The sequence below is a fragment of the Alcanivorax sp. IL3 genome, from assembly GCF_047495465.1.
Classification (GTDB): domain Bacteria; phylum Pseudomonadota; class Gammaproteobacteria; order Pseudomonadales; family Alcanivoracaceae; genus Alcanivorax; species Alcanivorax jadensis.
On sequence record NZ_CP179931.1, the window covers coordinates 683,719 to 710,586 of the forward strand.

Consider the following 26,868-nt stretch of genomic DNA (forward strand, 5'->3'; position numbering starts at 1 on the left):
TAACTGTCGCGAGACAGCAATCCATGCTCAGAAACGCACGAGGCCGCGCCCATACGATGGGCGCGGCCTCTTTGCTTTGAGAAACCCCAACGGCTCATTCGCGCCGTTATCAATTAATGCTCTAGCGCAGAAAGGTGCTCAACACTCGCCCCAGTAACTGCCGGGCATCCTCAAACCGTTCTTTGTCGGCAAGCATGCTGTCGCGGGGTTCTACCCAGGGGCCGTCTGCCAGATCCTCCGGGCAGGCATCGCACAGGGCGGCGGCATTGTCGGCCTGCAGCTCCAGGTGAAACTGTAAGCCCAGCACATTATCCCCGTAACGAAATGCCTGATTGGGGCAGCCTTTGCTTTCCAGCAGATGTACGGCGCCGTCAGCAATGGCAAAGGTGTCGCCGTGCCAGTGCAGCACCGGCGGGGCGCCGGCAAACAGTTTGCCGATGCTGTCGGATTTGCCGGCACTGGTGGGGTAGACCGGAAACCAGCCGATTTCCCGGTCCGGGTTGGCGGTTACCGGGGCGCCCAGCACCCGGGCAATCAGTTGGGCGCCAAGACAGATACCCAGTATTTTTTTGCCGGCGGCGATGCTGTCGCGTATCAGTGCTTTTTCCGGGGTCATCCAGGCATGGCTGTCATCATCATCGGCCCCCATGGGGCCGCCCATGACCACCAGTACATCAAACTCGCCGGTGTCAGGGAGTGGGTCACCCTGAAACAGCAGCGACTGGCTGATGGTGGCGTCGCGCTCCCGGAACCAGGCGTCCATGGCCCCCAGTTGTTCGAACGGCACATGGGACAGGTAATGGATGCGCATGGTCTTTCCCTCCAGGACTCAGCGGGCGGTTACAGCGCGATGGCCTGGAAACCGGCCAGCGACTGATTGTTGTCATCGAACAGGGTCAGCAACTCGCCGTCGATGCGGAAACCATTGGTCGCTTTCAACGCCTGCAAAAAGGCCTGTTCTCCTGTCATGTCCGGGCACGCCTTACGGGTAGTCGCGATGGCGCCGAAGGAGAGGCTGTCGTTATTGAGTTGATAGCTGCCGTTGAGGCCGTTGCAACCGGCATTGCCATGCACGTTGCCTTCACTGTCCAGGGTCAGGTAGGGCTGTTGTTTACTGCTCGCATCAAGCGTCTTGTCACCGAGCGCACTGAGCTGCCAGCGGGTATTGGTCAGCTCTGCGCTGGGCAGGCGGCAGTCGTCATAGCCGCTTTCCAGGGAAAAGCTTTCCACGATGATGCCACTCTGGGTGCTGCCTTCCTGTTCGCCGGGCACCTTGCGCAGCAGGCCACTGATGGTGGCCACGCGTGGCTGCAGCGGATACTCGCGGGCGGCTTCATAGGCGTCGATCAGGTCGTCGCGCTGGGGGCCGGCCAGTTGCAGGCGGCGATCGCTGTTGCAGAGGATCAGGCTGGTGGTGCCGTACTGGTATACCAGGGCGCCGCGCAGGGTTTCGCTGGCGGTCATTACCGCACTGAGGGGCAGGGTGATATCGGCAAACTGGCCCCGGGTGACGACCAGCGGCGTGGGTTCGGACTCGAAGAACAGGCCGCCGTCGGCAAGGATCTGGCTGCGCACCTGATAGTCGCTATCTGCATTCACTGCGCTGGCCGGGTAATACAGCCGGAAGGGCTGGCTGAGAGCATCGCTGGTCAGGGGGATCAGGCGGCGGATCACCGCCTCGTCGTTGCTGGTGAGCAGGGATACGGTCAGCACCGCCTTGTCGGGCAGTTCGCTATCCTCGGGGAGTTCCACCTTGCCGCTGAGATGACCGACGGCGTCGTTGGCGCGTTGATAGTCGCCGGTGAACAGAGGGCTGTCGGTTTGCTCTTCTTCCCCGGTAGAGTGGGTGGAGGGGCTGAGGCTGAGTGTGTCCTGCTGTTGCTCGCCACTGGCACTCTGGGTTTCCACTGCCAGCCGGCTATTATCCAGATAGCGGAAGGTGAAGGTGCCATCCTGGTTTTCCCAAGTCAGGCCCTGGCGCTGGTTGTCGGCGGGCAGGTAGAAATCGCCGTTTTCTTCCAGTACCAGTGTCTGTTCGCCGTTTTGCCAGGCGCCTACCAGCGGGTTACTGGTGTCACCGGTGGCCGGTGACGAGATCGGCGGAGTGCTGCTGTCATTGTCGCTACAGCCCAGCAGGGCCAGACCGGTCAGGCAAAGTACTACAAACTGCTTCATTGCGTGTTTCCTTGGAGAGGGTCAGGTTCAGACGGGGATGGCAGCGGCAGGTTCCCGGGATCGGGGATGCGCACCAGTGCCATTTGCTCCTGAATCCAGTTGGCCCGTTGTTGTACATAATCGGTCGGCCCCTTGAAATCATAATAATTGGGGCGCGGCAGCATGGCCGCCAGTTGCGACGCCTGGACGATGCTGAGTTCGGCGGCGCTGACCTTAAAATAGTGCCGGGCGGCGGCTTCGGCACCGTAAATCTGGTGACCCCACTGGGCCACATTCAGATACAGCTCCAGAATGCGGCGTTTGCTCAGGCCGATTTCCAGCATCAACGCAATCATGGCTTCCTGAACCTTGCGGGTATAACTGCGGGCGCCGGAAAGATACAGGTTCTTGGCCAGTTGCTGGGTGATGGTGGAGCCACCAGCCACCGGCTTGCCCGCTTCCATGTTGCGCCGCAGCGCGTAACGGATGCCCTGCCAGTCAAAACCGCTGTGATTAGTGAACTGGGCGTCCTCGGAAATCAGTACCGCGCGCTTCAGGTAATCGCTGATCTGATCGTAGTCCCGCCAGTACTGTTGCACCTGCCCCTGAGCCTTGGCCCGCTGCATATAGGCGCTGGCCTCCGGATTCTGGTGTTGCAGGCGCAGCACTTGACCCAGATACCAGAGCTGGGACAGGGCAAAGGCCACAAACAGCAGGGCGAGGCATTGTAGGGCACGGTATCGGAGCGTCATGGTCTGCACAGCCGGGTCGGCGATACTCCTTTTGCGGAAAGCGATTGGCAAGCCGCGGGCGAATGTTGGGGCGGGAGGCCCTCTGATAGTCACCCAATTGTCGGTGAAAGTTCCGGTTTTGTCAGGTGGCGCTGGCAAGTAAGGGCTGGGCAGTTCAAAAAGTGAACAGGTGATCAGGAATCATAATAATCAACAATGGACGTGAACCATGCAGGCTTTGCTGATTGGGGCAGCCGTGGGGGTAGTGGCCCTGGCGGTTATTCTTTTCCGCCGTGAACGAGCCGGGCGAGCGGCCCTGGCGGAGCGGGAAAAACGTTTCAGGCTGACCATGGAGTGTTCGCCGATTGCCATGGCGCTGATGGGCCCGGATGGGCGCTGGTTGGCGGTGAATCGGGCCCTGTGCCGTCTGAGTGGCTACCAGGAAGAAGAGCTACTGGCGAGTTCCTTCCAGCAGATGATCTACCCGGATGACCTGCAGGAGGATCTTCAGCAGCTGGGGGCGTTACTGGCAGGCCGCGTGGATAGCCTTCGGCTGGAAAAGCGCTATGTCACCAAAGCCGGCGAGTTGGTCTGGGTGCGCCTGTCCATTGCCGGTGTCAGTGAAGAGGGTAACGTTCGCTATCTGATTGTTCAGTGCGAGGATATCCGGGCCGCGAAGGACGCCGAGCATGCCCTGGCGGAAAGCCGTCACCAGCTGCAACTGGCCCTGTCTGCCGGAGGCGTGGGGATCTGGCAGTACAACACCGTCACCGGCCAGCTGAACTGGGATGAGCGCATCTACGAGATGTACGGGGTCCAACCCGGGCAGGAGGGCGATGGCACTCTGAAAATCTGGTACGACCGCATTCACCCGGACGACCTAGCTCAGCTGCGCCCCAGGCTGCAACAGGTGATGGACGCTCCCGGCGAGCTGGACGGGGAATTCCGCATCCTCACCCCGGATGGCGAAGAGCGCTATATCCGCGCCCGTGCCGAGACCACCCTGGTCGGCCCCGATAAAGTGCCCCTGATGGTGGGAACCAACTGGGATGTGACCGCAGAACGGACCATGCAGCACTCACTGGCCCACGAGAAGGAAAGCCTGCGGGTAACACTGAATTCCATTGCCGACGGGGTTATCGCCACGGATCAAGGCGGGCGGATTACCTTTATGAATCCGGTGGCGGAATCGCTAACTGGCTGGCGGGAAAGGGATGCCGAGGGTACGCCGGTGGATACGGTGTTGCAGCTCAGTGATGAAGAGGGGCGGCCAACACCTACCAATCCCATTGCTGTGGCCCTGCGCGGTGGCGACATGTGCTTTTTGCGCGAGGACTGTTTTCTGCTGAGCCGCGATGGCAGTCGCTATGAAATCCAGGATTCGGCAGCCCCGGTGAAAACCGCCGACGGTGACGTGAGAGGGGCGGTAATGGTGTTTCGAGATGTGAGCGCCCGCCGGGCCATGCAGAAGAAGCTGCGCTATCACGCCACCCATGATGCGCTGACCGGCCTGACCAACCGGCGCGAATTTGAAAACACCCTGCAGCAGACACTGGATGAAGGCATCGCCGAGCATAGCGTGTTGTGCTTTATCGATCTGGATCGTTTCAAGGTAGTCAACGATACCGCCGGCCATGTGGCCGGCGATGCCCTGTTGCGCGAATGCGCCCGGGTCATAGGCCGTCAGATTCGCGACGGGGATGTGGTGGCCCGGCTGGGCGGCGACGAATTTGGCCTGTTGCTACGTAGCTGCCCGTCAGACAAGGCCGTGCAGATTGCCGAACGACTGATCGCGGCCCTGGGAGACATCCGTTTTGCCTGGAAGGATTCCCTCTACGATATCGGTGCCAGCGTTGGTCTGGTGCAGCTGGATGGCAATCTGATCAGCGTGGAAGAGGCCATGAGTCGGGCAGACGTGGCCTGCTACGCCGCCAAACATCGGGGGCGTAACCGGGTTTCGGTGTACACCCCGGATGACAGCGAAGCCTCTCGCCGGCACCTGGAGCTGCAGATGGCCGCGGGTCTGCGCGAGTCTCTGGAGTCGAATCGCTTTCTGCTCTATGCCCAGGAAATCCGCCCCATCGGCGGGGAAACAGGGGCCTCCCATTACGAAATCCTGTTGCGCCTGCGTGACCGCAACGGCGACATTCTCAATCCCGGTGCCTTTATCCCCGCGGCGGAACGCTACCAGATGATGCCGCACATCGATCGCTGGGTGCTCACTCAGGTGCTGGTTACGCTCAGCGAAGAATTGGCAGCCCTGCCCAACCTGCATCTGGCGATCAATCTGTCAGCCACCTCCCTGGATGACCCCACCTTTATTCCGTTTCTGGAGGAGCTGCTTGATCACACTACCGTAGCGCCCGAGCGGCTTACCTTCGAGATCACCGAAACCACCGTGGTCAATCAGCTGTCCAGTGCCAGCGAATTGCTGGCGCGGATTCGCCAGAAGGGCAGCAAGGTGGCGCTGGATGACTTTGGCAGTGGCTTCAGCTCGTTCAATTATCTCAAGCATTTCCAGGTGGACTTCATCAAGATCGATGGCAGCTTCGTGCGCAACCTGCTCTATTCCAGCGTGGACCGCACCATTGTCGAATCCATCAGCGGAGTGGCCCACCGGCTGGGTGTGAAAACCGTGGCGGAGTATGTGGAGGACATTGCCATGATTCCGGTGCTGGAGGAGGCCGGTGTGGACTTTGTGCAGGGCTACGCCATCGGTCGCCCGCAACCACTGACCATGCTGTTCGAGCAACTGGTGGAATCCTCGCTGCTCCAGGGGCGGCAACTGCGGCTGGTGAATCGGGACGCTTGAGTCCGGCAGGGCTTGTTGTCTCCCTGTTCCCAAGACGCCAACAATGAGGGGTTACTCCTTGCCCAAGGTGACCGGCGCCAGGCTGTCATCCGCCTTTCACTTGTGCAGCTCCCGGGTCGGGTTCCTTCACCCGGCGGCCACTCCCCTGACGGCATTCTTGAGCTTTCAGATGTTGCGGGAGAGGTCGTGAAAGTCGGAATCATTCTGGGTGACCAGCTCAGCCTGTCCCTGCCCACGCTGCAGGCGCTGGACAAAAAGCGCGACCGGCTGGTGATGGCGGAGGTGCACGCCGAGGCCACCTATGTGGGCCACCACAAGCAGAAAATTGCCTTTATCTTCAGCGCCATGCGCCACTTTGCCGCAGACCTGCGCGAGGCCGGCTGGCACCTGGATTACTTTGCCTATGGTGAGCATGACCATGGCAGCCTGCCTGAGGTGCTGGGCCCGCTCTGTGAGCAGGCCGAGGAGCTGGTGGTTACCCACTGTGGCGAATACCGTCTGCAGCAGCAGATCGATGAGCAGTGGCCCAGACAGTTATCCTGCCCCGTCACCTGTCTGGAAGACAGTCGGTTCCTCTGTTCCCCGGCCTTCTTCCAGCGCTGGGCCAGCGGCAAGAAACAGCTGCGCATGGAGTTCTTCTACCGGGAAATGCGTCGCCACACCGGCCTGCTCATGGAAGGGGATGCGCCGGTGGGCGGTCAGTGGAATTTTGATGCCAGCAACCGCAAGGCCTACAAGGGTGACGTGCCCTTGCCCGTGGACCTTTCTTTCCCTCGCGATGCCATCGACGAGCAGGTGCTGGCGCTGGTGGAGCAGCACTTCCCCGATCACATCGGCAACCTGACAGATTTTCGCTGGGGCACCACCGCCGCCCAGGCACAGCAGGCACTGGCACATTTTATCGAACAGCGGTTGCCGCACTTCGGTGATTTCCAGGATGCCATGGTCACCGGGGAAGACACCCTGTTCCACAGCCTGCTGTCGCCCTATCTGAATATTGGTTTACTGGATCCGCTGGTGGTCTGTCAGGCCGCCGAGCAGGCTTACTGGGATGGTCAGGCGCCGCTCAATGCGGTGGAGGGGTTCATTCGCCAGATCCTGGGCTGGCGGGAATATGTGCGGGGCATCTATTGGCTGCTGATGCCGGATTACGCCGGCGAAAACCGGCTTAACAATCAGCGTCCGCTGCCCGGTTATTACTGGAGCGGCCACACCCGCATGCACTGCATGTCCGAGGCCTTGCGCAATACCCTGGACCACGCCTATGCCCATCACATCCAGCGTTTGATGGTCACCGGCAATTTTGCCCTGCTGCTGGGCGTGCTGCCGGAAGCCATTTGCCAGTGGTACCTGGAAGTGTATGCAGATGCCTTCGACTGGGTGGAGCTGCCCAACACCCTGGGCATGGTGATGCATGCCGATGGCGGCTACCTGGGCAGCAAGCCCTATGCGGCGTCCGGCAGTTATATCAATCGCATGTCGGACTACTGCAAGCACTGCCAGTACAACGTCAAAACCGCCAGTGACGATGACAGCTGTCCGTTCAACAGCCTCTACTGGCATTTCATTCATCGGCATCGCGGCCAGTTCCAGAACAACCACCGCATGCGCATGATCTATCGCAACCTGGATCGCATGGACCCGGCCAAGGTCAACGCCATGCTGACTCGGGCGGAACAATTGCTGGCGGACCCGGAGGCCCTGTGAGCAGCGGCTGGAAAGGCAACAAGGCGGCGCTGCCGCAGAAGACCTGCCCGGTGTGTCAGCGGCCCTTCAGCTGGCGCCGCAAATGGGCGCGGCACTGGGAGCAGGTGGTGTACTGCAGTGAACGCTGTCGCCGCCAGGGGAGACCGCAATGATTACCGTGGTCTGGTTCCGGCAAGACCTGCGCGTGGCGGACCAGCCGCTGCTGCAGCGGGCGGCCAGTCTGTCGCAGCCGGTGCTGGGGCTGTATCTGTTGCCCGACCACTGGCTGCAAGCGGATGCGGATGGCATGGACCGGCTGGGCCCGGCCAAGTCAGCGTTTTTACTGGAAAGTCTCAGCGACTTGCAGGCGCAGTTGGCACAACGTGGTCTGGCCCTGCAGTGCCTGCGGGCGGAGCCGGTAACGCTGCTGAGCTACTGGCACGCCCGGCAGCCGTTGCAGGTGATAACAGCGGCGGCCCAGGCCCCGGAAGAGGCCGCCATGATCGCCGCGTTGCGACAGGCCGGTATCCGGGTTATCGAAGAAGAGACCCAGACCCTGCTTGCCGCCGAGGCCTTGCCCTGGGAGGGATCTTTCCCGGCCACCTTCAGCCGTTTTCGGCGCAAGGTGGATAGTCGCGATGGCGTGCCGGTGTCCCAGCCGGACGGTCCGCCGCCGTCCCTTACCGCCGCCCAGTCATTGCCCACGCCTCCCTTCGCCGAGCTTGCCCGTGAGCTTTTGGCGAAACGCAGCCAGCACTGGCAGCGCAATTCCCAGGACTACTTTTCTCTGCACGGTGGAGAGCAGGCGGGCCTGCAATGGCTGGAGCATTACCTGTTTGAGACCCGCAGCGCGGACCACTACAAGCAGACCCGGAACCGGCTGATCGGGGAGCATTATTCCAGCCGTTTGAGCGCCTTCCTGGCCTGGGGGAATCTCTCTGTAAGGCGGGTCTGGCAGCGCATTCTCGACTACGAAGCCGGTCATGGCGCCAACCCGGGCAGTGAATGGCTGCGGGTGGAATTGCTATGGCGGGAGTTTTACCACTGGTCGCTGCGAGAACACGGGGCCCGGGTGTTTCACTATGCCGGGCTCAATGACCAGGCGCCGCGGCGACCGGCAACGTCACTGGCCCGTGAATACTGGCAGCGTTGGTGTCAGGCCAACACCGGTCTGCCCTTTATTGATGCCAACCTGCGCGAACTGATGGCCACCGGCTATGCCTCCAATCGGGGCCGGCAGAACCTGGCCAGCTTCTGGGTGCACGACATGGGGCTGGACTGGCGCCGGGGTGCCCGCTGGTTTCAGCACTACCTGGTGGACGATGATGTGGCCTCCAACTGGGGCAACTGGGCCTACATCGCCGGCGTGGGGCACGATGCCCGCGGCGGCCGTCGCTTCAGCCCTACTCGCCAGTGCCAGCACTACGATCCCGAGGGCGAGCACCTGCACTATTGGTTGCCCGCCTTGCGCGCACTGTCTGCCCGCCAGTGTCTGTCGCTGCATTTCACCTTCGGGCAGGATGATCCGCTGCCGGATTACCCGGCGGCCATGCTGCCGCTTCCTGCTGCGGATCTGAAACTGGCATGACGCTGCAAGTGGTCTGGTTCAAGCGTGACCTGCGGGCACATGATCACGGCCCGCTGGCCCGCGCCTGCCGGGAGGGCCCGGTGCTGCCCCTGTATATCCTGGAGCCTGGTTACTGGCAGCAGCCGGACACCAGCCTGCGCCAGTGGCGTTTCGTGGCGGAAAGCCTGCGGGATTTACGCGGCCAACTGGCCCGGCTGGGGTTGCCGCTGTGGGTGGTGGAAGGGGAGGCCGTGACCGTGCTGGCGAACCTGCAACAGCGCTTTGGTGCCATGGTGCTGCACAGTCATGAGGAATACGGCGGCGCCTGGACCTATGCCCGCGACCGGGCCGTGAAGCAGTGGTGCGGGGAGCGGCGGGTGCCCTGGCATGAGGAAGCGCCCTTCGGGGTCCAGCGTCCCTGCCTGGACCGGGATCACTGGGGGACACACTGGCAGGATTTTATGACCCGGCCCCAGGCCACGCTGCCGTCCACTATCCAGGCGGCGGCCCCCGCCGATCCCTGGCCGGACCTGCGCACCGCCCGTGGTGCAGACCGGTCCGACTGCCCGGGGCGTCAGCATGGTGGTACCGATACGGCGGAACCGGTCTGGCAGAGTTTTCTGGAGCGACGGGCACGAGGCTATCGCGGTGGCATCAGTGCGCCGCAGAAAGCCGAACACTGCGGGGCGCGTATCAGCCCTTATCTGGCCTGGGGCTGCCTGAGCCTGCGCCGGGTGGTGCAGGAGACCTGGGAGGCGTTGGAGCAGGAAGATGACCCGGCCCTGCGGGCAGGCCTGTCCGCCTTCGAATCGCGCCTCTGGTGGCACTGCCATTTCATCCAGAAACTGGAAGACCAGGTCTCCATGGAAACCTGCAGTGTGCACCCGTTGTTGCGCAACCTGCGCGACGGGCCTGATAACCCGCAGTGGTTGTCGGCCTGGCAAAGCGGTCACACCGGCTGGCCGCTGGTGGATGCGGCCATGCGTTATCTGCATCACCATGGCTGGATCAACTTCCGCATGCGCGCCATGTTGGTTTCCATGGCCTGTTACCCGCTCTGGCTGCACTGGCGCGAACCGGCGCTGCATCTGGCGCGCCTGTTTGTGGATTACGAACCGGGCATTCATTTTCCCCAGGTGCAGATGCAGGCCGGTGTCACCGGTATCAATGCCCTGCGTATGTACAACCCGACGTTGCAGGCCCGCAAGCTGGACCCGGAGGGCACCTTTATTCGCCGCTGGGTGCCCGAGTTGAGGCAGGTATCGTCTACCTGGATCCACCAGCCCTGGCAGATGGGCCCGCGTCAGCAGCGGGACGCCGGGGTGGTGATCGAGCGGGATTATCCCGCGCCGCTGGTGTGCTTCGACACGGCGGTGCGGGCGGCCCGTCAGCGCCTGGCCCAGGCCCGTCAGCAAGCCGGCTTCCGGGACGAGAGCCGGGTAGTCAACCAACGCCACGGCAGCCGCCGACGCCGCTCACGCCGTGGTAGCAAGCCCGATGACTCCCAGTTGTCCCTGTTCTGAACCGTTTTTGAGCTAACCCGCAACAATCCTGTTGTTTGTGGGAAGCGATGCTTGCATCGCGAACGGACGGCGAGATCGCGGTTATTCGCGTTGCGAGCATCGCTTCCCACAGTAGAAAAGACGTTATTGCGAGGGTTGTTAGGTACTCCCTATCGCCGCCATTAGAAGTTTCAAATTTAACTATCAGTGCAGATTCCCCATTCTACTTCTCGCCGAAACAAATCAACGACCAAGCTAGGGAGTCCTAACCACATGGCACTGATCAACAGCGAGATCCAACCTTTCAACGCCACCGCATTCAAGCAGGGCGAATTTGTCGACATTTCCGAAGCCGACGTGAAAGGCAAGTGGGCCATTTTCTTCTTCTATCCGGCCGACTTTACTTTCGTCTGTCCCACCGAGCTTGGCGACGTGGCTGACAAGTATGAAGAGCTGCAGAAGCTGGGCGTGGAAGTGTTTTCCGTATCCACCGATACCCACTTCACTCACAAGGCCTGGCACGACACCTCCGACACCATCGGCAAGATCAACTACTACATGGTTGGCGACCAGACCGGCACCATCACCAACAACTTTGGTGTGATGCGTGAAGGTCAGGGCCTGGCAGATCGCGCTACCTTCCTGATCGATCCGGATGGCGTTATCCAGGCCATGGAAATCACCGCCGAAGGCATCGGCCGCGACGCCGACGACCTGATGCGCAAGGTCAAAGCGGCCCAGTACGTCCGCAACAATCCCGGCGAAGTGTGCCCGGCCAAGTGGAAAGAAGGCGAAGAAACCCTGGCGCCTTCCCTGGACCTGGTCGGCAAGATCTAAACCGGCCTATCCCGCTCCCCGTTAACACCTGCCTTCAATGGAAGGGCCCCTCTCCCGCTTGCGGGAGAGGGACAGGGAGAGGGTATGTTTTTTAGTCACTGATTACTGAACTCACGCTAAGGGAAGACTCATGCTCACGAATGACATCCTGCAGGCCCTGAAAGGCTATGCAGCCAACATGCAGAAAAAGATCACTTTCGTGCTGCAGACCGGTGCGCACGAAAAGCGCGATGAACTGGTGACGTTTCTCTCCGACATCGCCGGTGTCAGTGACAATCTGGCCTTCGAGGAACGGGACCTGGGTGATGCTCTGCGCAGCCCCATTTCCTTCCTGCTGGAGGCGGACGGCGAGGACACCGGTATCCGTTTTTCCGGTATCCCGGCCGGCCACGAATTCAATTCCCTGGTGCTGGCGTTTCTGCATGCATCAGGGACCGACATCAAGCTGGATGACAGCCTGCAACGTATGGTCGCCAACGTGAAAGACGACCTGCACTTCGAGGTATTCATCAGCCTGAGCTGTCACAACTGCCCGGACGTGGTGCAGGCGCTCAACCAGTTCGCCCTGCTCAATCCGCGCATCAAGAGTGAAATGATCGACGGCGGTCTGTTTCAGGACACGGTGAACGAGCGCGACATTCAGGGCGTGCCCAGCGTGTACCTGAACGGTGAGCTGTTCGCCAACGGCAAGGTCACCGCCGCCGAGCTGATCGACAAGTTGCTGGCTTTCGACCCGGCCATCGCCCAGGCAGGCGGCGAAGAAAAACTGCCGTTGCAGGACGTGACCGTGATCGGTGGTGGCCCCGCCGGCGTGGCGTCGGCCATCTACAGCGCCCGCAAGGGCCTGAAGGTCACCCTGATTGCCGATCGTATCGGGGGTCAGGTGAAAGACACCATGGATATCGAGAACCTGATCTCGGTGAAGAAAACCACCGGCCCGGAATTGTCCGGCGCCCTGCACGCTCACATGAATGACTACGATGTGACCGTGAAGGAACATCTGAAAGTGGCCGAGGTACGCAACGGCGAGATTAAGACCGTGGTGCTGTCCTCCGGTGAGGAAATCGATACCAAGACCCTGATCGTGGCCACCGGTGCCAAATGGCGAGAGTTGGGTGTGCCCGGCGAGAAAGAAAACATCGGTAACGGTGTGGCCTACTGTCCGCACTGCGATGGTCCCTTCTTCAAGGGCAAGGACGTGGCGGTGATCGGTGGCGGTAACTCCGGCATCGAAGCGGCACTGGACCTGGCCGGCATCGTCAAATCTGTCACCGTGTTTGAATTCATGCCCGAGCTGAAGGCGGATAAGGTGCTGGTGGACAAGGCAGAACAGAAGGCCAACGTCACCATTCACCGCAACGCGGCCACCCGTGAGATCAAGGCCAGCAATGGCAAGGTGAGCGCCATCGAGTATCAGGACCGTGCCACCGAAGCCGTACACGAGCTGCCGCTGGAAGGGGTGTTCGTGCAGATCGGTCTGGTGCCTAACAGCGACTTTATGGATGGCGTGGTGGAGCGCTCCCGCTTCGGCGAGATCGTCATCAACGAGAAGTGCCAGACGTCACAAGAAGGTATCTATGCCTGTGGCGATGTCACCACTGTGCCCTACAAGCAGATCGTCATTGCCATGGGTGAAGGGTCCAAGGCATCGCTGGCTGCCTTCGAATACCTGATGACTCAGGGTGACCGTCTGGAAGACCTGTATGAGGGTGAGCAGAATCATGATGAGCAACAGGATGCTGCCGTGGCCTGATCCTGCTGACGCTTACCGGTAGAACGAAAAAACCACCGCACGCGGTGGTTTTTTCGTTTAAGGGCAAGGCGTGTTTAGCGCGGGTTCGCCAACAGCGTATAAGCGCCGGAGCCGCTTTGCGCTGTGACGCGCCATCGGTAGGTGCCGCTGCCCACCGAGCCGTTCAGCTCTGCCACACCATTTTGCGGTTGCGCACTAACCACCTGGGACCAGCGACAGCCGAAAAAGAGGAAGCAGCTACGTTGCTCCAGGGCCAGTGAGAAGGCGCCACCGGCAGGGCTGTACAGGTAGGCCTCCACATTACCACCACCGTAGCTGAAGCCACCGGAAGGCAAGGTTACGGAGCTGCCATTCCCCAGATTGCCTTCATAGCGTGTGCAGCTTGGGCAAGGGTTGCTGGTGTCTTCGCTGGTCACGCTCTTGTCGATGCTGGCGGTTTGGTTGGCAGTGTCGGTGACGGTCAGCGTCACGGTAAAGCTGCCGGCGCTGCCGTAGTCATGGCTGATCTGTTCGCCGCTGGCCACATTGCCGTCGCCCAGGGTCCAGTCCCATGCAGCCACGCCAATATCATCGCTGCTGCCGCTGGCATCGAACTGGCAGACGGTGCCGCTGCACTGGGCCGTAAAGGCGGCCGTGGGCAAACGATCTATCACTGTGCCGCCATCGTCTTCACCTACCTGCAACAGGCGGTTGGGTGACTGGCTGCCGGCATTGCTGATCATGCCGGTGGCGCTGCCATCGACCAGTGCCGCGAACACCTGCTCAGGGCTGGCGCTGGGATTCGTTCCCAGATACACGGCCGCTGCACCGGCAGCATGAGGGGCTGCCATGGAGGTGCCGTTCAGGCGTGCGGTCTGGGTGTCGGATTGAAACCAGGCAGAGGTAATGTCGCTACCCGGGGCGAACAGGTCCACACAGGCGCCGAAATTGGAGAACGAAGAGCGCTGGTCTATTCGGGTGGTTGCCCCGACAGTCAGGGCTTCTGCCACCCGATTGGGGGAGCCGTTACAGGCGTTGGTGTTGTCGTTACCGGCGGCCACCACCATGCTCACCCCTGCGGATACCGCATTGCGCACGGCGGTATCCAGGGCGCTGGAGCTGCCGCCCCCCAGAGACATATTCGCCACGGCGGGCTTGCGGTGATTGCCGGCTACCCAGTCCACCCCGGCAATGACGCCGGAATTGCTGCCGCTACCGTTACAGTCGAGGACTCTTACGGGGGCAATCTGTGCCTGCTTGGCCACCCCGTAAATGGTGCCAGTGGCCGTGCCGGCCACATGGGTGCCGTGGCCATTACAGTCGTTGGTATTGGCCGGGTCGACGCTGCCGCCGCCAAACAGGAAACCGCCGCCACTGCTGACGAAGTTACGGCCAGGACTGACCCGCCCGCTGAATTCGTTATGGCTGGCGCGCAGACCGGTGTCGATCACATAGACGGTGACATCGTTACCGGCGCTGTTGGGGTACTGGTAGCTGCCATCCAGTGGCAGTGCCGGCTGATCCACCCGGTCCAGGCCCCAGGTGGCGTTTGCCTGGGTAGCGATGGCCTGCACCCGACGGTCCTGTTCCAGACCGATCACACCGGGCAGCTGGCCTAGCAGAGTGGCCTGCAGATCCGTTAGCCGCACTGTCATGCCGGTGAGCGCATGCTGGTAGGTATAAAGCACGTCGCCGCCACCCACCGTGGCCAGCAGGGTGCGAATCGCCGTGGTCAGATCCGTAACACCAAGGCGCTGAATAATGTCCGGGGCCAGTGTCACGATGTACTGATTGTCGATGACCTCATTCTGCGTTTGCGTCGCAAAAGACGGTGAATCATCCGCCCACACCGGGCTGAGCACACTGCCACCCAGTAGCGCCGCCAGCAGGGCGCCAATACCTGTTTTTCTCTGCATGAAGATCCCTCCAAAAGTCGTGCTCTGACCCTAATTAGTACGGGTGTATCTCTCTATGCAATGGCTGTGTTTTTTTGTTGCGCTGAAGAGAATTCAGGAGGTTGGAGGCCGCGTAATTGCTGGGCAGGATGCATTTTGTGATCTGGGTGTGAAGGCAGGGTGAGTGAAGGACTAAACCAGTGCTCCCAGGGCCGATACGGTTTTCCAGGCGAGCATCTGCATGTGTTGAGAGTTCACGGATGGCCGTGCCATACAGGCAAACACCATATCGCCCACGGGCCAGATACAGATGCATCCTTCCCGGCAGCGGATGAAGATTTCTTCGCTATGACCCAGCCGTAACCCGTCGAGTACCCGGTCACAGGCTTTTTTCATCTCGAAAAACAGCGCACTCTGCTCGTCATAATCCAGCCCCTCACCAATATGCACCACCGGCATACCGTCACTACTGATCAGCGATACCAGCAGGATATCATCAGAGGAATCGTGGAGAGCCTGCAGGGGCGGAGTAAGGGTGGTGAGCTTCATTATTGTTATCCCTGCATGGTGGCTTTCAGGTCAGCTTAAGGGCAGGGGTAACTGGAATCAAAGCCAATAACGGTGTGGCCCGTTATTGGCAGGTGAAAGTCGCCGTGTGTCCGATTTACGGTCGCTGGTTCGGCTCGCCATCGGCAAGCCGCATGTGGCTATTACGCCTGGCCGAATACCGTACTGAGCAAGTAAAGGGTATAGCCAACGTAAGCAGCCAGCAGCAGGGTGCCCTCAATGCGGTTGATGCGCCCTTGCTCCCGGAACCCGTAACCGATCACGAATAGCGATAGGGTCAGCGCCGCCATGACCAGCATGTCCCGATTGAACACCTCGGGTCCCACCGCCAATGGATGGATCGTGCCGGCGATACCTACTACGGCAAGGGTATTGAACAGGTTGGACCCCAGGATGTTGCCCAGAGCGATATCGTGTTCGCCCTTTCTGGCAGCAATGATCGACGATGCCAGCTCCGGTAGCGACGTGCCCACCGCGATGATGGTCAGGCCGATAATCAGATCGCTGACGCCAAACCCCTGGGCAATCTCTACCGCACCCCATACCAGCAGCCGGGAGCTGACAATCAGCAACAACAGCCCGGCCACCAGCCAGAAGATGGCCCGCCGCAGAGGCATGGCGCGCACGTCTAGTTCCTGCTCGATCTCGCTTGCCAGCGCATCCTCTTTCTTTCGCATGCCCTGCCAGATCGTCCAGGTCATCAGGGCGCCGAATACACCGAGCAGCACCAGCGCATCAACCCGTGTGATTTCGCCGTCCAGCAGCTGCCACGCGGCCAGGCCGGTGACCAGTGCAAGGATGGGCAGCTCCTTGCGTAGCACCTGCGAATGCACGGCGATAGGGCTGATCAGGGCGGTAATCCCCAGGATCAGGGCAATGTTGGTGATGTTCGAGCCATAGGCGTTACCCAGGGCGATTCCCGGATTACCCTGCGAGGCGGCCAGCGCCGACACCACCATCTCCGGCGCGGAGGTACCGAAACCGACGACCACCATGCCGATCAACAACGGCGGCATACCGAAGTGGGAAGCCGTGGAGGCGGAGCCCTCCACAAACCGGTTGGCACTCCACACCAGCAGCAACAAACCAAATGCGATAGCAGCAGTGGCCAGAATCATAGGGATCAGGCGCTCCTTAGCGTCGATGAACCGACAGGTTGTTTGTCAGTGATTGGGTGGGCAAGCGTTCACCGCTTGCTGCGCAAATGGCAGAAACTGAAGCGCTCTCCAGAGATTGCCAACCTACCCGCTAGCTTAAGGCTGAGAGGAGCCGGAATTAAAGTGATTAATGTGTTTTCGTCAGAGGCGGATGCGTGGTCTGCGACCATCGTTAGGAGTGGTTGGATCCAGGTTTGAGAAAGTTCTCGATGGCGAAAGAGTCAGCCGTCGCAAGCACACCCATTCCCGTGGGGGATTGTCGGTTTTTATGTGGGTTAGAGATTACGGGCTGGGTGATCATATATGTCCCCGATTTTTTTGGTCAAAAAGAAGCAGACAAGCGCCTCTCGACAAGGGTTTAAGGTGCCGACAAAGGCTGCTTTATATTTGCTGTCATTATGTGCAGTATAAGGTAAAAGGAGGTCGTCATGTTCAGTGAAATGGATATTCCTGACTGGAACGATGAAAGCAAGTTCGGGCTCTTCGAGTGGTGGGATGAAATGGCGAGTGGAGGGATGGCCTTCCACCCTGATGATCCCCCGTCAACCACTGTGTTCATTAAGGGCGGAGAGCAGATGTTCGCGGCGTTAGCATGCAGCAAGCCCGAAAGCATCTTTGCCAGGATGGAACATCAGCATGGAAGCAGGGTTTACGATGCCAGTCTTCAAGCGGTATGGGAATGCCTGGCGACAAGTTGATTAAGCAGGATGGAAGGTGGCATCGAGAAACGTCACTTTGGCAAGTCAGCAGGTCTCTCTCTGATCTCGGCGTCATTTTCATCAAACTGTAGCCAGCGCACAGCGGTTTCTATTGTGTTCTGAGTGCCCAGCTTGTTTTTTCCCTTCAGTGCACATTCCCAGATAGTGAGCGTTTTCCAGCCGAGCGTTTGATATTCGACCAGGTTGGCGGCATCTCGCTGGCGGGTTTGTTCAATCTTTTGGTGCCAAGACGCCTGTCTGGTGCTGGGCCACTTAAAAAGGTGGCAGTCATGGCCATGCCAAAAACAGCCGTTAATCAAGATGATCGCCTTGTACTTGGGGAAAACCAGGTCGGGTTTTCCGGGTAGTCGTTTGTCGTGTAGCCGGTATCTGAAGCCCCTTTTGTGGAGGGCAGACCGCACAAGTAGTTCGGGCTTGGTGTTTTGCCCCTTAATGTTGGACATCATTTTTGATCGTGTTCGGCTATCAACGACATCAACCACGATTAATCTCTCCTGGCATGCCCCTTCTTTCCTGGTATGCTAGACCCATCAATAAAAGTCGGTTCGAAAAATGTCAAAAAATATCAACGTCATAGATCTGTTTGCAGGCCCTGGGGGCTTGGGTGAAGGGTTTAGCGCATATGAGCCTGAAGACGGGGTTGATGGCGGCTTTCAAATTCGAATGTCTGTCGAGAAAGAGACTAGCGCTCACAAGACGCTCTCTCTAAGGGCTCTGTACCGACTATTGAAGGGCACTGGAGACGCCAGACACTACCATCAATATTTCGCAGGACATACAGATCGATCTGAGTTCCAGGCGAAGGTTCCAGACGCGTGGCAGGAAGCGAATATCGAGTCTTTGGGTGGCCCCAAGGCGTTAGGCGAAGACAATGAAGTGATTCACCAGCGCCTGAAAGAGCTGGTGAAAGAGAAAAAAGGGGAGCCTTGGGTCGTTATGGGTGGCCCACCATGCCAAGCATACTCGCTGGCTGGGCGATCTCGAAATAAAGGAATCAAGGACTACAAGCCCGAGGCGGATAGCCGGCATTTCCTATATCAAGAATATTTGCAGGTTCTTTCGATTGTCAAGCCTGATGTGTTTGTCATGGAGAACGTAAAGGGTATTCTGACTTCTCAAGTGGGAGGTTCCCGTATTTTTCCATCCATCAAGGCTGACCTGAAAAATCCTTGCAAGGCTGTGCAAGGAAAGCGGGCAACAGGGAAGCAATACAAGATTTACTCCTTTGTGGCTGAGTCTGATGAATGGGATGAATCCGGCAATGGATATGCCAATGATTCTGACTACATTATCAAGGCTGAAAATTTTGGTGTTCCGCAGGCTCGTCATCGAGTGATTTTGCTAGGGGTGTGCACAGACATTGAACGAATCCCAAGCCTGATAGCAACGCAGGAGCCTGTTCATATTGAGAGTGCTCTCGATGGGGTGCCCCCGCTGAGAAGCAAATTGTCAAAGATGGCTGATAGCCCTGAAGCTTGGGAAGATGTCATTAAAGGTCAGGCTCGCTCTATGATTAGAGAGCTGGGTCGGCGAAGGTGCAATGCTGATTTGGTGGCATGCATTGAGAGAAATGTAGAGAAGCTACAATCCCGGAATCCGACTCTTAGCAAGAAACGGAAAAAGACACCCTTTTCAAGAGATATACCCATGGGCCTTAAGGCTTGGCTTGGTGATGACCCGCAAGAGGTGTTTAGGAATCACGAGTCTCGAGGCCACATGGAATCCGACTTGGGGCGCTATTTTTTCAGCGCTTGCTGGGCAGAGACGTTTTCAGTTGCGGAAAATCCAATCCCAAAAGCGGCAGACTTCCCAGATTGTCTTGCGCCAGCCCATGCAAACTGGAAGTCTGGACACTTTGCTGATCGATTCAGAGTGCAAAGAAAGGGGCGGCCAGCCACAACAGTGACCAGCCACATTTCCAAGGATGGGCATTACTTTATTCACTACGATCCGACGCAGTGTAGGGCGCTGACAGTTCGAGAGGCTGCCAGGGTGCAAACATTTCCTGATAATTATCTGTTTGAGGGAAACCGAACACAGCAGTATGTCCAAGTTGGAAATGCTGTGCCGCCATATCTGGCTAGACAGCTTGCTAAAACTGTATTTGATCTGATTGTCTAAAGGGTGTAATAAATTACACGTTTTTGTTTCCGGGTCGGTTGTCAAAGAAATCCTGTAAACTGGGCGCGACGTGGTCGATATCCAGATCTTTGAGAAAAAATAAAATAAGCTATAGGATTTGTGAAATTTTTAAAAGTGTTCAATGAGTATGGAAAATAATAAGCCTGATCTTCTTCCGAATACACCGGACGCATCATCTCTTATAGAGTCCCTTCGTGATATTGGGTACACATTTAAAGCTGCCCTTGCTGATATTATCGACAACAGTATTGCAGCGAATTCTACTCGGATTGAAATAAATGTACGTTGGGCTTCGGCTAAGCCGGTAATTTGGATTAAAGATAATGGCGCTGGGATGACCGAGAAAGAACTATTTCTCGCAATGAAGCCGGGTAGTAGAAATCCAACAGAAAGTCGTCACGAAGATGATTTGGGCCGTTTTGGGCTTGGGCTAAAAACTGCAAGTTTCTCTCAGTGCAGGAGGCTGACGGTGGTCTCAAAAAAAAAGCGTAGCTTATCCGGCTATCGCTGGGATCTCGATCTTGTAGCCCAAAAGAAAGAGTGGCTGATAGAGAAACTAAGCAAGCAGCAAATTGATGAGTTTCGCGATCAGCTATCATCCTCCGGGACGCTAGTTATATGGGAGTCTGTTGATCGGTTGGTTGATTCCACTTCTTCGGATCCGGAGATAAGCTTTAATGAAATATTAGATCAGGCAAGAAGCCATATTGAGCTCGTTTTTCATAGATTTATGCAGGGAATAGGTAAGAAAGATAAGGTGGTCATAACAATTAACGGAGATACTCTATCCCCTTTTGATCCGTTTAATCGCCAAAATTCCGCCACTCAGCATCTTCCAAAAGAATCAATTTCTGTTGGTGGCGGCACGGTAGTAATAGAGCCCTTCATTCTTCCTCATCATTCGAAGTGCTCAAGAGAAGAATTTGAGAGGCATGCTGGAGCTGATGGATACACTAAGAATCAGGGGTTTTATGTTTATAGGAATAAGCGTCTTATAGAGCACGGAACTTGGTTTCGTTTGGCTCCAATGTCCGATGCAAATCGCTTGGCGCGTGTATTAATTGATATAGGCAATGAGAGTGATCACCTTTGGAAGGTGGATGTTAAAAAGTCAAGAATCATCCCGCCATCAAAAATTCGAAACGAACTGAAAAGAGTTATCGATCAAATTACAACTAGGAGCAAAAGAGCATACAGCCGAAGAGGGTACACTCGCAGGCATAAAGACGCGACCCCTTTATGGGAAAGGCACGCTTCACAAGGACGGATTGACTATAAAATAAAAAGAGATCACCCCGTAGTTGATCAGCTATTAAGCTTTATGGAAGAGGACGGCGAAAGGTTGAATAATCTTCTAAAGTTAATAGAGGGTTCCTTTCCTTGTAACCAGTTATTTGCTGACATGTCAGCGGATCCCAAGGCTGTTGATAGGGATAAGGATGAGCGAGAAGTTCTTTTAATTGGATTAGAGCTGTTAAGAGAAATGCGGGAAATTGGCGTGCCGGAGGCTTCAATACAGGCGACCCTTAAAATGAGCGAGCCCTTTTCTTTATACGATGGCCTATTCGAAAAGATCCTTAAGGAGTCTGGAAATGGGTGACATAAAGATATTGCGAGACATGGTCGTCGCCTCGATTGGGAATGGCGCTGTTGACCTCGACGAACTGGCAGCCCTTGCTACCAAGATCGGGAAGGTGATGTCATACGCGGATGATGAAATCCAGGACGCGATCAAACAGATTCAGGCTGGAATGGATGTTTCAATGGAGGAGGGTGCGGCTCTTCTCGCTGCCGACCATGTGAAATGGGTAGAAAATTCCAGGTCAGATATTGCTTGGCAGTACTGGGAGCGCTATGAACAGTATCTTCTGAAAAATGGCTACCCAAAGCCGGTTGTCAATAAGATTGCGAAGATTAGCGAGCGAATTTTAGACTCTGCAGGAGATCCCAGAAGAAAGGGGGCATGGGCAAGAAAAGGAATGGTTATCGGGGATGTACAATCTGGAAAAACAGCTAATTATACCGCAGTACTGTCTAGGGCCGTTGATGCCGGCTATAAGGTAATAGTAGTCATCGCGGGCATCCACAACAATCTCCGATCTCAAACACAAGCAAGAATCGATGAGGGGCTATCGGGCCTTGATAGTACGCTTGCTCTGTTGAAAAAGCCGACAAGCGTAGGAGTCGGCAAGATCCGAAGAATCACACCTTCAATGGTCTCACTAACAAACACTGAAAGTGATTTTAATACGACATCTATCAAGAGTGTGGCTGGAGCGCCACTAACCGGATTTGCAGGGCCGGTCGTATTTGTTATCAAGAAAAACAAGTGGACACTAACCCGGCTAATTGAGTGGCTTAAAGCTCATAATGCGGACAAGAGTGGAATCATACGTTCTGCTCCTATGATGCTTATAGATGATGAGGCAGACAACGCCTCAATTAACACCTCCTCAGATCCTGATCGATCAACTACAATTAATGCGCTAATTCGGCAACTTCTCCAGCTCTTTGACCAGCGGGTATACGTCGGATATACAGCCACTCCATTTGCGAACATATTTATTGATCACGATAGCTTCAATGACGAAGAGGGGGACGATCTTTTTCCAAGTCATTTTATCCACTCACTAGAGGCTCCAAGTAACTATATGGGGGCTGAAGAATACTTTGCAGAGCCGAAGCGAAAACTGATTTTCATTGATGATATGGAAGCCGTCCTGCCACTCAAGCATAAAAATCATGCGGAATTCAATGGCATGCCTGAGACTCTCGAGAAAGCGATTCTTTTGTTTGTTTTAGTAAGGGCGATAAGACTAATTAGAGGTGATAAATCAAGCCACAACTCGATGTTGGTTAATGTTTCTAGGTTTACTAGTGTTCAGAAAAATGTCGGGGATGCCATTTTTTCTAAGCTCGACGAGTTTAGAAAAGATATCAGGTTGAGTTTTAAACTGCCAACAAAGGATGCTTTACAATCAAAGACGATACGAGCATTGAAGGATGTGTTTGATTCAGAATATGAGCATATAGAAGAAAATTGGAGTGATGTACAGTTAATCCTTAATGATGCTGTTTCTCCTATAAGTGTTGTTACAGTAAATAGCGCATCATCTGAAGGCTTGAACTATCCTGACTACGAAGAAGGGAGGAATGTGATTGCAGTGGGGGGCTTTAGCTTATCTCGAGGGCTAACTCTGGAAGGGCTATCTATTAGTTATTTCTATAGAAACTCAATCATGTATGACACACTTCTTCAGATGGCAAGATGGTTTGGTTACAGGCCAAATTATAATGATTTGTGTCGGGTTTTCATTAGTGAGGATGCTGCAGATTGGTATGAGCACATAAGCGAAGCATCGAAAGAGCTAAGGCAGGAAGTAAGGAGGATGGAGGCAAATAACCTTACCCCGGAACAGTTTGGGTTGAGGGTCAGAAGGCATCCAGATTCTCTGATCGTAACTGCTAGAAATAAAATGCAGAAAGCGGAGAAATTTACTCAAGCGATAACACTGTCAAGCCAGCTTATTGAAACGCATCTTCTGAAAGTCGATAAAGATACGATTTCCTGGAACCGGGATTTGGTGATAGATTTGCTGAATGAAGCCAAAGACAGATTGGTTTCCCCAAATGACATTTACACTCCAAAAGGAAATTTTTTCTATAAGAAAGTACCTTATTCGCTAATTCGTAAATTTCTTGGAGGGTTTCGCTACCATGAAAACTGCCTACGAGTTCAGAAGGGTCCTTTGCTCTCTTATATCGAGGGAGGGAAGAGTTTAGAACTGGAAGAATGGGATATCGTTGTCACATCCGGGCGTAGCGATGATATTTTCTCTCCACTGCAAACTCATTCGATAAATCTCCGGGAGCGAGTGATTGGAGATCAGCATGAGCCTGGTAAATCAGCAACGGTTGGAAACAAGTTTCGAGTGGGTCAGGCAACTGACGAAGCAGCAGGATTAACAATCGCTCTTTATGAAGAGATAAAGAACAATGCTGATAAAAGCCCATCTGGTAAGGATTTTAGAGCTCACAGGGAACGTCCGCTTCTGATTGTTCACCCAATTAACCTATTTGATCGAAAGCCAGCCGAAGGTGAGTTTCCCGCATACAATAATGTTATAGCGTTTGGTATTAGTTTTCCTGCCGCTCAGGGTAGAGAGCCTAAGGCAGAAGAGTATATGGTTAATACGGTTTGGTGGCGTGACTTTCTTCATGCTGAAGAAGACGAAGATGATGAAAACCCAGATTCGAATAAGGAGGCATAGTCATGTCTACGCCTTGGGCTAAAATCAATACTCCACAATCTGAACTGATGACTCGCAGGGTTAATGACTCTGGCAAGTGGGAGTTCTTTTGGGCAAAAGACACTTCTTCAAAATTCCTGTTTATTTATAGGACTTCGATTAATCCTTATGGGATGAAGCTTCCTTCAATTGATGGTATTTGCGTCGAGCTCAAGGCGTTTTCCGATGGAAACTTTGGGGTTGCTCTAATATTAATAGAGAAGGTTCACGCTGAACTGTTTGAAACAATATGCTTGGATATCATTAATGAGTCAGAAAATGTACCAGGCGAAAAAGATATTCCTGCTCTAATTACTGGTCGTTTGAAAATGTGGCAATCTTTGTTGAAGAAAGCCAAGAGTAAAATTTTGACACCTGACCAGCAGAGAGGACTTATAGCGGAAGTGAAAGCTCTAACGAGTCTTTTGCTGCCAAAGATGGAAGAGATGGCCTCGCTTGAGGCGTGGCTTGGCCCAGACAAAGAGTCGCATGATTTCGTTTTTGGAAACAAAGCTATTGAGGTGAAATCCAGAACCTCCAGATCTAATAGTGTAATGATTTCTTCAGAGAGACAGCTATATCATGACGGGTTTTTATACCTGTATACATTAATAGTGGATGCTACGTCAGATATTCAAAGTGGTTGTTCTCTGAATGAATTTGTCGACGAGACCTGCAAAATGTTTTCCCCTGATGGGCAGGAGGTCTTTAGACAAAAGTTATTCCAAGCAGGCTATTTGCCGAGAGAGGAGTACGGCCACACTTATTACTCTATTGGTGAGTCATCAATCTATGCTGTGGATGAATCATTTCCAAAGATAACTATCGCAACCATACCTGGTCATATTGGCAGTGTAAAATACTCCATTGATATGGCAGGCTGCTCTGATTGGAAGGTGGATGTTGACGAGATAATTAATGGCAATTGAAATCCAGGAATTTTACGAAGATTTAAAGAGTCAGCTAGATATTGCTGCCGGTTCCGAGGGGCAATTTCTAGAGAATCAGTTCTCTGATTACTATTCTGAATATGTCATGGGTTCGGGGGATTTGGATGGTTTTGAGAACTGTTACATCAAAATGAGGGGGGTGAAGGTTAACGGTTACTTCTTCTCGGGTGATGATGGCGTTCTCAATCTAATAACCAGTGATTTTCGCAATACTAATAATATCGAGTCGCTTACGAATACTGATATATCGGAGGGGTTTAAGAGGTTAGCGAGCTTTTATGATCAGTCTTCAAATGGGAGGATGCTGGATAAGCTTGAGGAGACATCAGATGCCTACGAGCTAGCTGATCTTATTTTTGATTTAAGAGATTCAATTTTAAGAGTCAGGCTCTTTGTGTTCTCTGATGCGGTTTTGACAAAGCAATTCAAGCAAATACCAGATAAGAATCTGGGTGGTGTTTTGGTCACTCATAGCATTTGGGATCTCGGCCGCTTGCATCGGTTGGCGCTTTCAAGCAGGGAGCGTGAGGATATAGAGATTAATATTGGTGAGTCAGGTTATTCCATACATTGCCTCCCAGGCCCTCAGGTTAGTGATGCCTGCAAATCATGGGTGTCAATACTTCCCGGTGAATACTTGGCTAAGCTATATGATTTCTATGGGGCTAGGCTACTGGAGCAGAATGTTAGGAATTTTCTGCAGGTTAGAAGTAAGGTTAATAAAGGCATTCGAAATACACTTCTCAATGAGCCCGAGATGTTCTTGGCCTACAATAATGGCATTTCGGCTACTGCAGAGGAGGTTTACACTGAATCTTCAACGGAAGGCACTTCTATTGTACGCCTGAAAAACTTCCAGATTGTGAACGGCGGTCAAACAACTGCCTCAATCTATAGTGCCTGGAAGAGAGACAAGGTCGACTTATCAAACATTCAAGTACAAATGAAAGTTACTCAAATTGCGCCAGAAAGGGTTACTGAAGTTGTCCCGCTCATTTCAAGATACTCGAACAGCCAAAACCCTGTAAGTGAAGCTGACTTCTTTTCAAACCATCCTTTCCACGTTCGTATTCAAGAGCTCTCTCAACGAATTTGGGCTCCCCCCTTGCCGGACTCACAGACTCAAACAAAGTGGTTCTATGAAAGAACACGAGGACAGTATCTTGACCAGCAGGCCTATCTGACTGCTTCCAAAAAAAAGCAGTTCAAGATGGAGTATCCTCGCGCTCAAATGTTTTCCAAGACTGATCTTGCCAAGTATTTGAATAGCTGGGCGATGAAGCCTCATGTCGTTAGTTTAGGGGCGCAAAAAAACTTCGCCCGATTTGCCAACGACATAGCAGTTCAGTGGGAGAAGGACGATACCGTCTTTTCGGAAAGCTACTATCGGGATTTGGTCTCAAAGGCAATTATTTTCAAATCTACCGAGAGAATTGTTAGCTCGGCACCTTGGTACCAAGGTGGCTACAGGGCAAACATCGTTACATACGCAATAGCATTGATTGCCTCGAGGCTTGGTCGAGAAGGGTTAGAAGCTGATTTTAACAAGATATGGTCACATCAAGGTATAACGAATTCATTGGGTGATATCATTGCCCGTATCGCGGAAAAGGCTTGTGACTGGCTGACAGATACACCTTCACAGATATCCAACGTTACCGAGTATGCTAAAAGAGAGTTTTGCTGGAAGAATTTTGAGGGATCTGATGTGGTCATTGATGCTCTTGGTGATCAAGACTGGGTTCTATCAAAAGGTTCAGCCAATGAGCGCAGACAGAACGCAAAGCGTCAGCAACGAATAGATAATCAAATTAACGCTCAGATTGAAGTATATAATCGGGGAGCAGAGTTCTGGAAAAGCGTGGCTGAACGCGGTCTAAAAATGGAAGATCTGACCCCTAAAGAGATGGACATACTTGCTATAGCGACACAAATACCTGCAAAAAATGTTAGTGAGAAACAATCAAAATTACTTCTTGAGATCGCAAGAAGACTTGGGATGTAAATTTTACGCGGCACGGCGCCTTCTGGCTCAGGTCTTGCCTCTTGAGTACAGTGCAGGTTAAAGCTCTTCCCAGGTTAATCAGCGGGGCTATTTCAGGCATCAGGCGTCCGCAGAACGCCACCA

20 protein-coding genes are annotated in these 26,868 nt (G+C 54.9%); 13 read left to right on the plus strand and 7 right to left on the minus strand.

Features of this window, described 5'->3' with window-relative positions:
• Positions 1 to 121: 121 nt before the first annotated feature.
• From ACMG4M_RS03200 to mtgA, 3 genes are read right to left on the minus strand one after another with little or no spacing between them, the layout of a single operon-like run.
• A complete protein-coding gene (locus ACMG4M_RS03200; RefSeq protein ID WP_414430711.1) occupies positions 122 to 811 on the minus strand; it encodes a type 1 glutamine amidotransferase in 690 nt (229 codons plus the stop codon).
• Positions 812 to 840: 29 nt separating this feature from the next.
• Positions 841 to 2,175 (minus strand): META domain-containing protein, encoded by a 1,335-nt coding sequence (locus ACMG4M_RS03205; protein ID WP_349380168.1) that lies wholly within the window; start codon positions 2,173 to 2,175, stop codon positions 841 to 843.
• On the minus strand, positions 2,172 to 2,906 hold the full coding sequence (gene mtgA / locus ACMG4M_RS03210) for a monofunctional biosynthetic peptidoglycan transglycosylase (protein ID WP_349380169.1): 735 nt from the start codon (positions 2,904 to 2,906) through the stop codon (positions 2,172 to 2,174). The genes ACMG4M_RS03205 and mtgA overlap by 4 nt, the downstream gene beginning before the upstream one ends.
• Positions 2,907 to 3,114: 208 nt before the next feature.
• On the opposite strand from mtgA, the gene ACMG4M_RS03215 reads away from it, so the two are divergent.
• The 7 genes from ACMG4M_RS03215 (at position 3,115) to ahpF (ending at position 13,042) form a co-directional block, all read left to right on the plus strand.
• Positions 3,115 to 5,697, plus strand: a complete 2,583-nt coding sequence (locus ACMG4M_RS03215) for an EAL domain-containing protein (RefSeq protein ID WP_414430712.1) — start codon at positions 3,115 to 3,117, stop codon at positions 5,695 to 5,697.
• 186 nt (positions 5,698 to 5,883) lie between these two features.
• Positions 5,884 to 7,404 (plus strand): cryptochrome/photolyase family protein, encoded by a 1,521-nt coding sequence (locus ACMG4M_RS03220; RefSeq protein ID WP_414430713.1) that lies wholly within the window; start codon positions 5,884 to 5,886, stop codon positions 7,402 to 7,404.
• Entirely contained in the window at positions 7,401 to 7,556 is a 156-nt protein-coding gene (locus tag ACMG4M_RS03225) for a DUF2256 domain-containing protein (RefSeq protein WP_335627413.1), read from the plus strand. Before ACMG4M_RS03220 ends, ACMG4M_RS03225 begins: the two co-directional genes overlap by 4 nt.
• Positions 7,553 to 8,971, plus strand: coding sequence for a DASH family cryptochrome (locus ACMG4M_RS03230; RefSeq protein WP_414430714.1), 1,419 nt, complete (start codon positions 7,553 to 7,555; stop codon positions 8,969 to 8,971). Before ACMG4M_RS03225 ends, ACMG4M_RS03230 begins: the two co-directional genes overlap by 4 nt.
• Complete coding sequence (locus ACMG4M_RS03235) at positions 8,968 to 10,473, plus strand: FAD-binding domain-containing protein (protein ID WP_414430715.1); 1,506 nt, start codon at positions 8,968 to 8,970, stop codon at positions 10,471 to 10,473. The genes ACMG4M_RS03230 and ACMG4M_RS03235 overlap by 4 nt, the downstream gene beginning before the upstream one ends.
• A gap of 252 nt (positions 10,474 to 10,725) precedes the next feature.
• Positions 10,726 to 11,289, plus strand: coding sequence for an alkyl hydroperoxide reductase subunit C (gene ahpC / locus ACMG4M_RS03240; RefSeq protein ID WP_335627410.1), 564 nt, complete (start codon positions 10,726 to 10,728; stop codon positions 11,287 to 11,289).
• Positions 11,290 to 11,419: 130 nt separating this feature from the next.
• The gene (ahpF, locus tag ACMG4M_RS03245) at positions 11,420 to 13,042 is read left to right on the plus strand and encodes an alkyl hydroperoxide reductase subunit F (RefSeq protein ID WP_414430716.1); all 1,623 of its coding nucleotides are present in this window, start codon (positions 11,420 to 11,422) and stop codon (positions 13,040 to 13,042) included.
• A 74-nt stretch (positions 13,043 to 13,116) separates the two neighbouring features.
• Here ahpF and ACMG4M_RS03250 read toward each other — a convergent pair whose 3' ends face one another.
• The 3 genes from ACMG4M_RS03250 to ACMG4M_RS03260 form a co-directional block, all read right to left on the minus strand.
• Positions 13,117 to 14,937, minus strand: a complete 1,821-nt coding sequence (locus ACMG4M_RS03250) for a S8 family serine peptidase (RefSeq protein WP_414430717.1) — start codon at positions 14,935 to 14,937, stop codon at positions 13,117 to 13,119.
• Between the two features lie 171 nt (positions 14,938 to 15,108).
• Positions 15,109 to 15,465 carry a roadblock/LC7 domain-containing protein gene (locus ACMG4M_RS03255; protein ID WP_272997271.1) on the minus strand — a complete coding sequence of 119 codons (357 nt, stop codon included), beginning with the start codon at positions 15,463 to 15,465 and terminating at the stop codon, positions 15,109 to 15,111.
• A 161-nt stretch (positions 15,466 to 15,626) separates the two neighbouring features.
• Positions 15,627 to 16,601: a calcium/sodium antiporter gene (locus tag ACMG4M_RS03260; RefSeq protein WP_272997273.1), complete on the minus strand. Its 975-nt coding sequence runs from the start codon at positions 16,599 to 16,601 to the stop codon at positions 15,627 to 15,629.
• A 467-nt stretch (positions 16,602 to 17,068) separates the two neighbouring features.
• On the opposite strand from ACMG4M_RS03260, the gene ACMG4M_RS03265 reads away from it, so the two are divergent.
• The gene (locus ACMG4M_RS03265) at positions 17,069 to 17,338 is read left to right on the plus strand and encodes a hypothetical protein (RefSeq protein WP_272997275.1); all 270 of its coding nucleotides are present in this window, start codon (positions 17,069 to 17,071) and stop codon (positions 17,336 to 17,338) included.
• A 32-nt stretch (positions 17,339 to 17,370) separates the two neighbouring features.
• Here ACMG4M_RS03265 and ACMG4M_RS03270 read toward each other — a convergent pair whose 3' ends face one another.
• Positions 17,371 to 17,841: a very short patch repair endonuclease gene (locus tag ACMG4M_RS03270; RefSeq protein WP_272997277.1), complete on the minus strand. Its 471-nt coding sequence runs from the start codon at positions 17,839 to 17,841 to the stop codon at positions 17,371 to 17,373.
• A gap of 70 nt (positions 17,842 to 17,911) precedes the next feature.
• Between ACMG4M_RS03270 and ACMG4M_RS03275 the strand changes: the two genes are divergently transcribed.
• From ACMG4M_RS03275 to ACMG4M_RS03295, 5 genes are all read left to right on the plus strand, one after another.
• Positions 17,912 to 19,480 (plus strand): DNA (cytosine-5-)-methyltransferase, encoded by a 1,569-nt coding sequence (locus tag ACMG4M_RS03275; RefSeq protein ID WP_272997278.1) that lies wholly within the window; start codon positions 17,912 to 17,914, stop codon positions 19,478 to 19,480.
• 142 nt (positions 19,481 to 19,622) lie between these two features.
• The gene (locus tag ACMG4M_RS03280; protein ID WP_414430718.1) at positions 19,623 to 21,101 is read left to right on the plus strand and encodes an ATP-binding protein; all 1,479 of its coding nucleotides are present in this window, start codon (positions 19,623 to 19,625) and stop codon (positions 21,099 to 21,101) included.
• Complete coding sequence (locus tag ACMG4M_RS03285) at positions 21,094 to 23,772, plus strand: Z1 domain-containing protein (protein WP_272997281.1); 2,679 nt, start codon at positions 21,094 to 21,096, stop codon at positions 23,770 to 23,772. The genes ACMG4M_RS03280 and ACMG4M_RS03285 overlap by 8 nt, the downstream gene beginning before the upstream one ends.
• A 2-nt stretch (positions 23,773 to 23,774) precedes the next feature.
• Entirely contained in the window at positions 23,775 to 24,719 is a 945-nt protein-coding gene (locus ACMG4M_RS03290; RefSeq protein WP_272997283.1) for a PD-(D/E)XK motif protein, read from the plus strand.
• Entirely contained in the window at positions 24,709 to 26,745 is a 2,037-nt protein-coding gene (locus ACMG4M_RS03295) for an AIPR family protein (RefSeq protein WP_272997285.1), read from the plus strand. The genes ACMG4M_RS03290 and ACMG4M_RS03295 overlap by 11 nt, the downstream gene beginning before the upstream one ends.
• Positions 26,746 to 26,868: the final 123 nt, after the last annotated feature.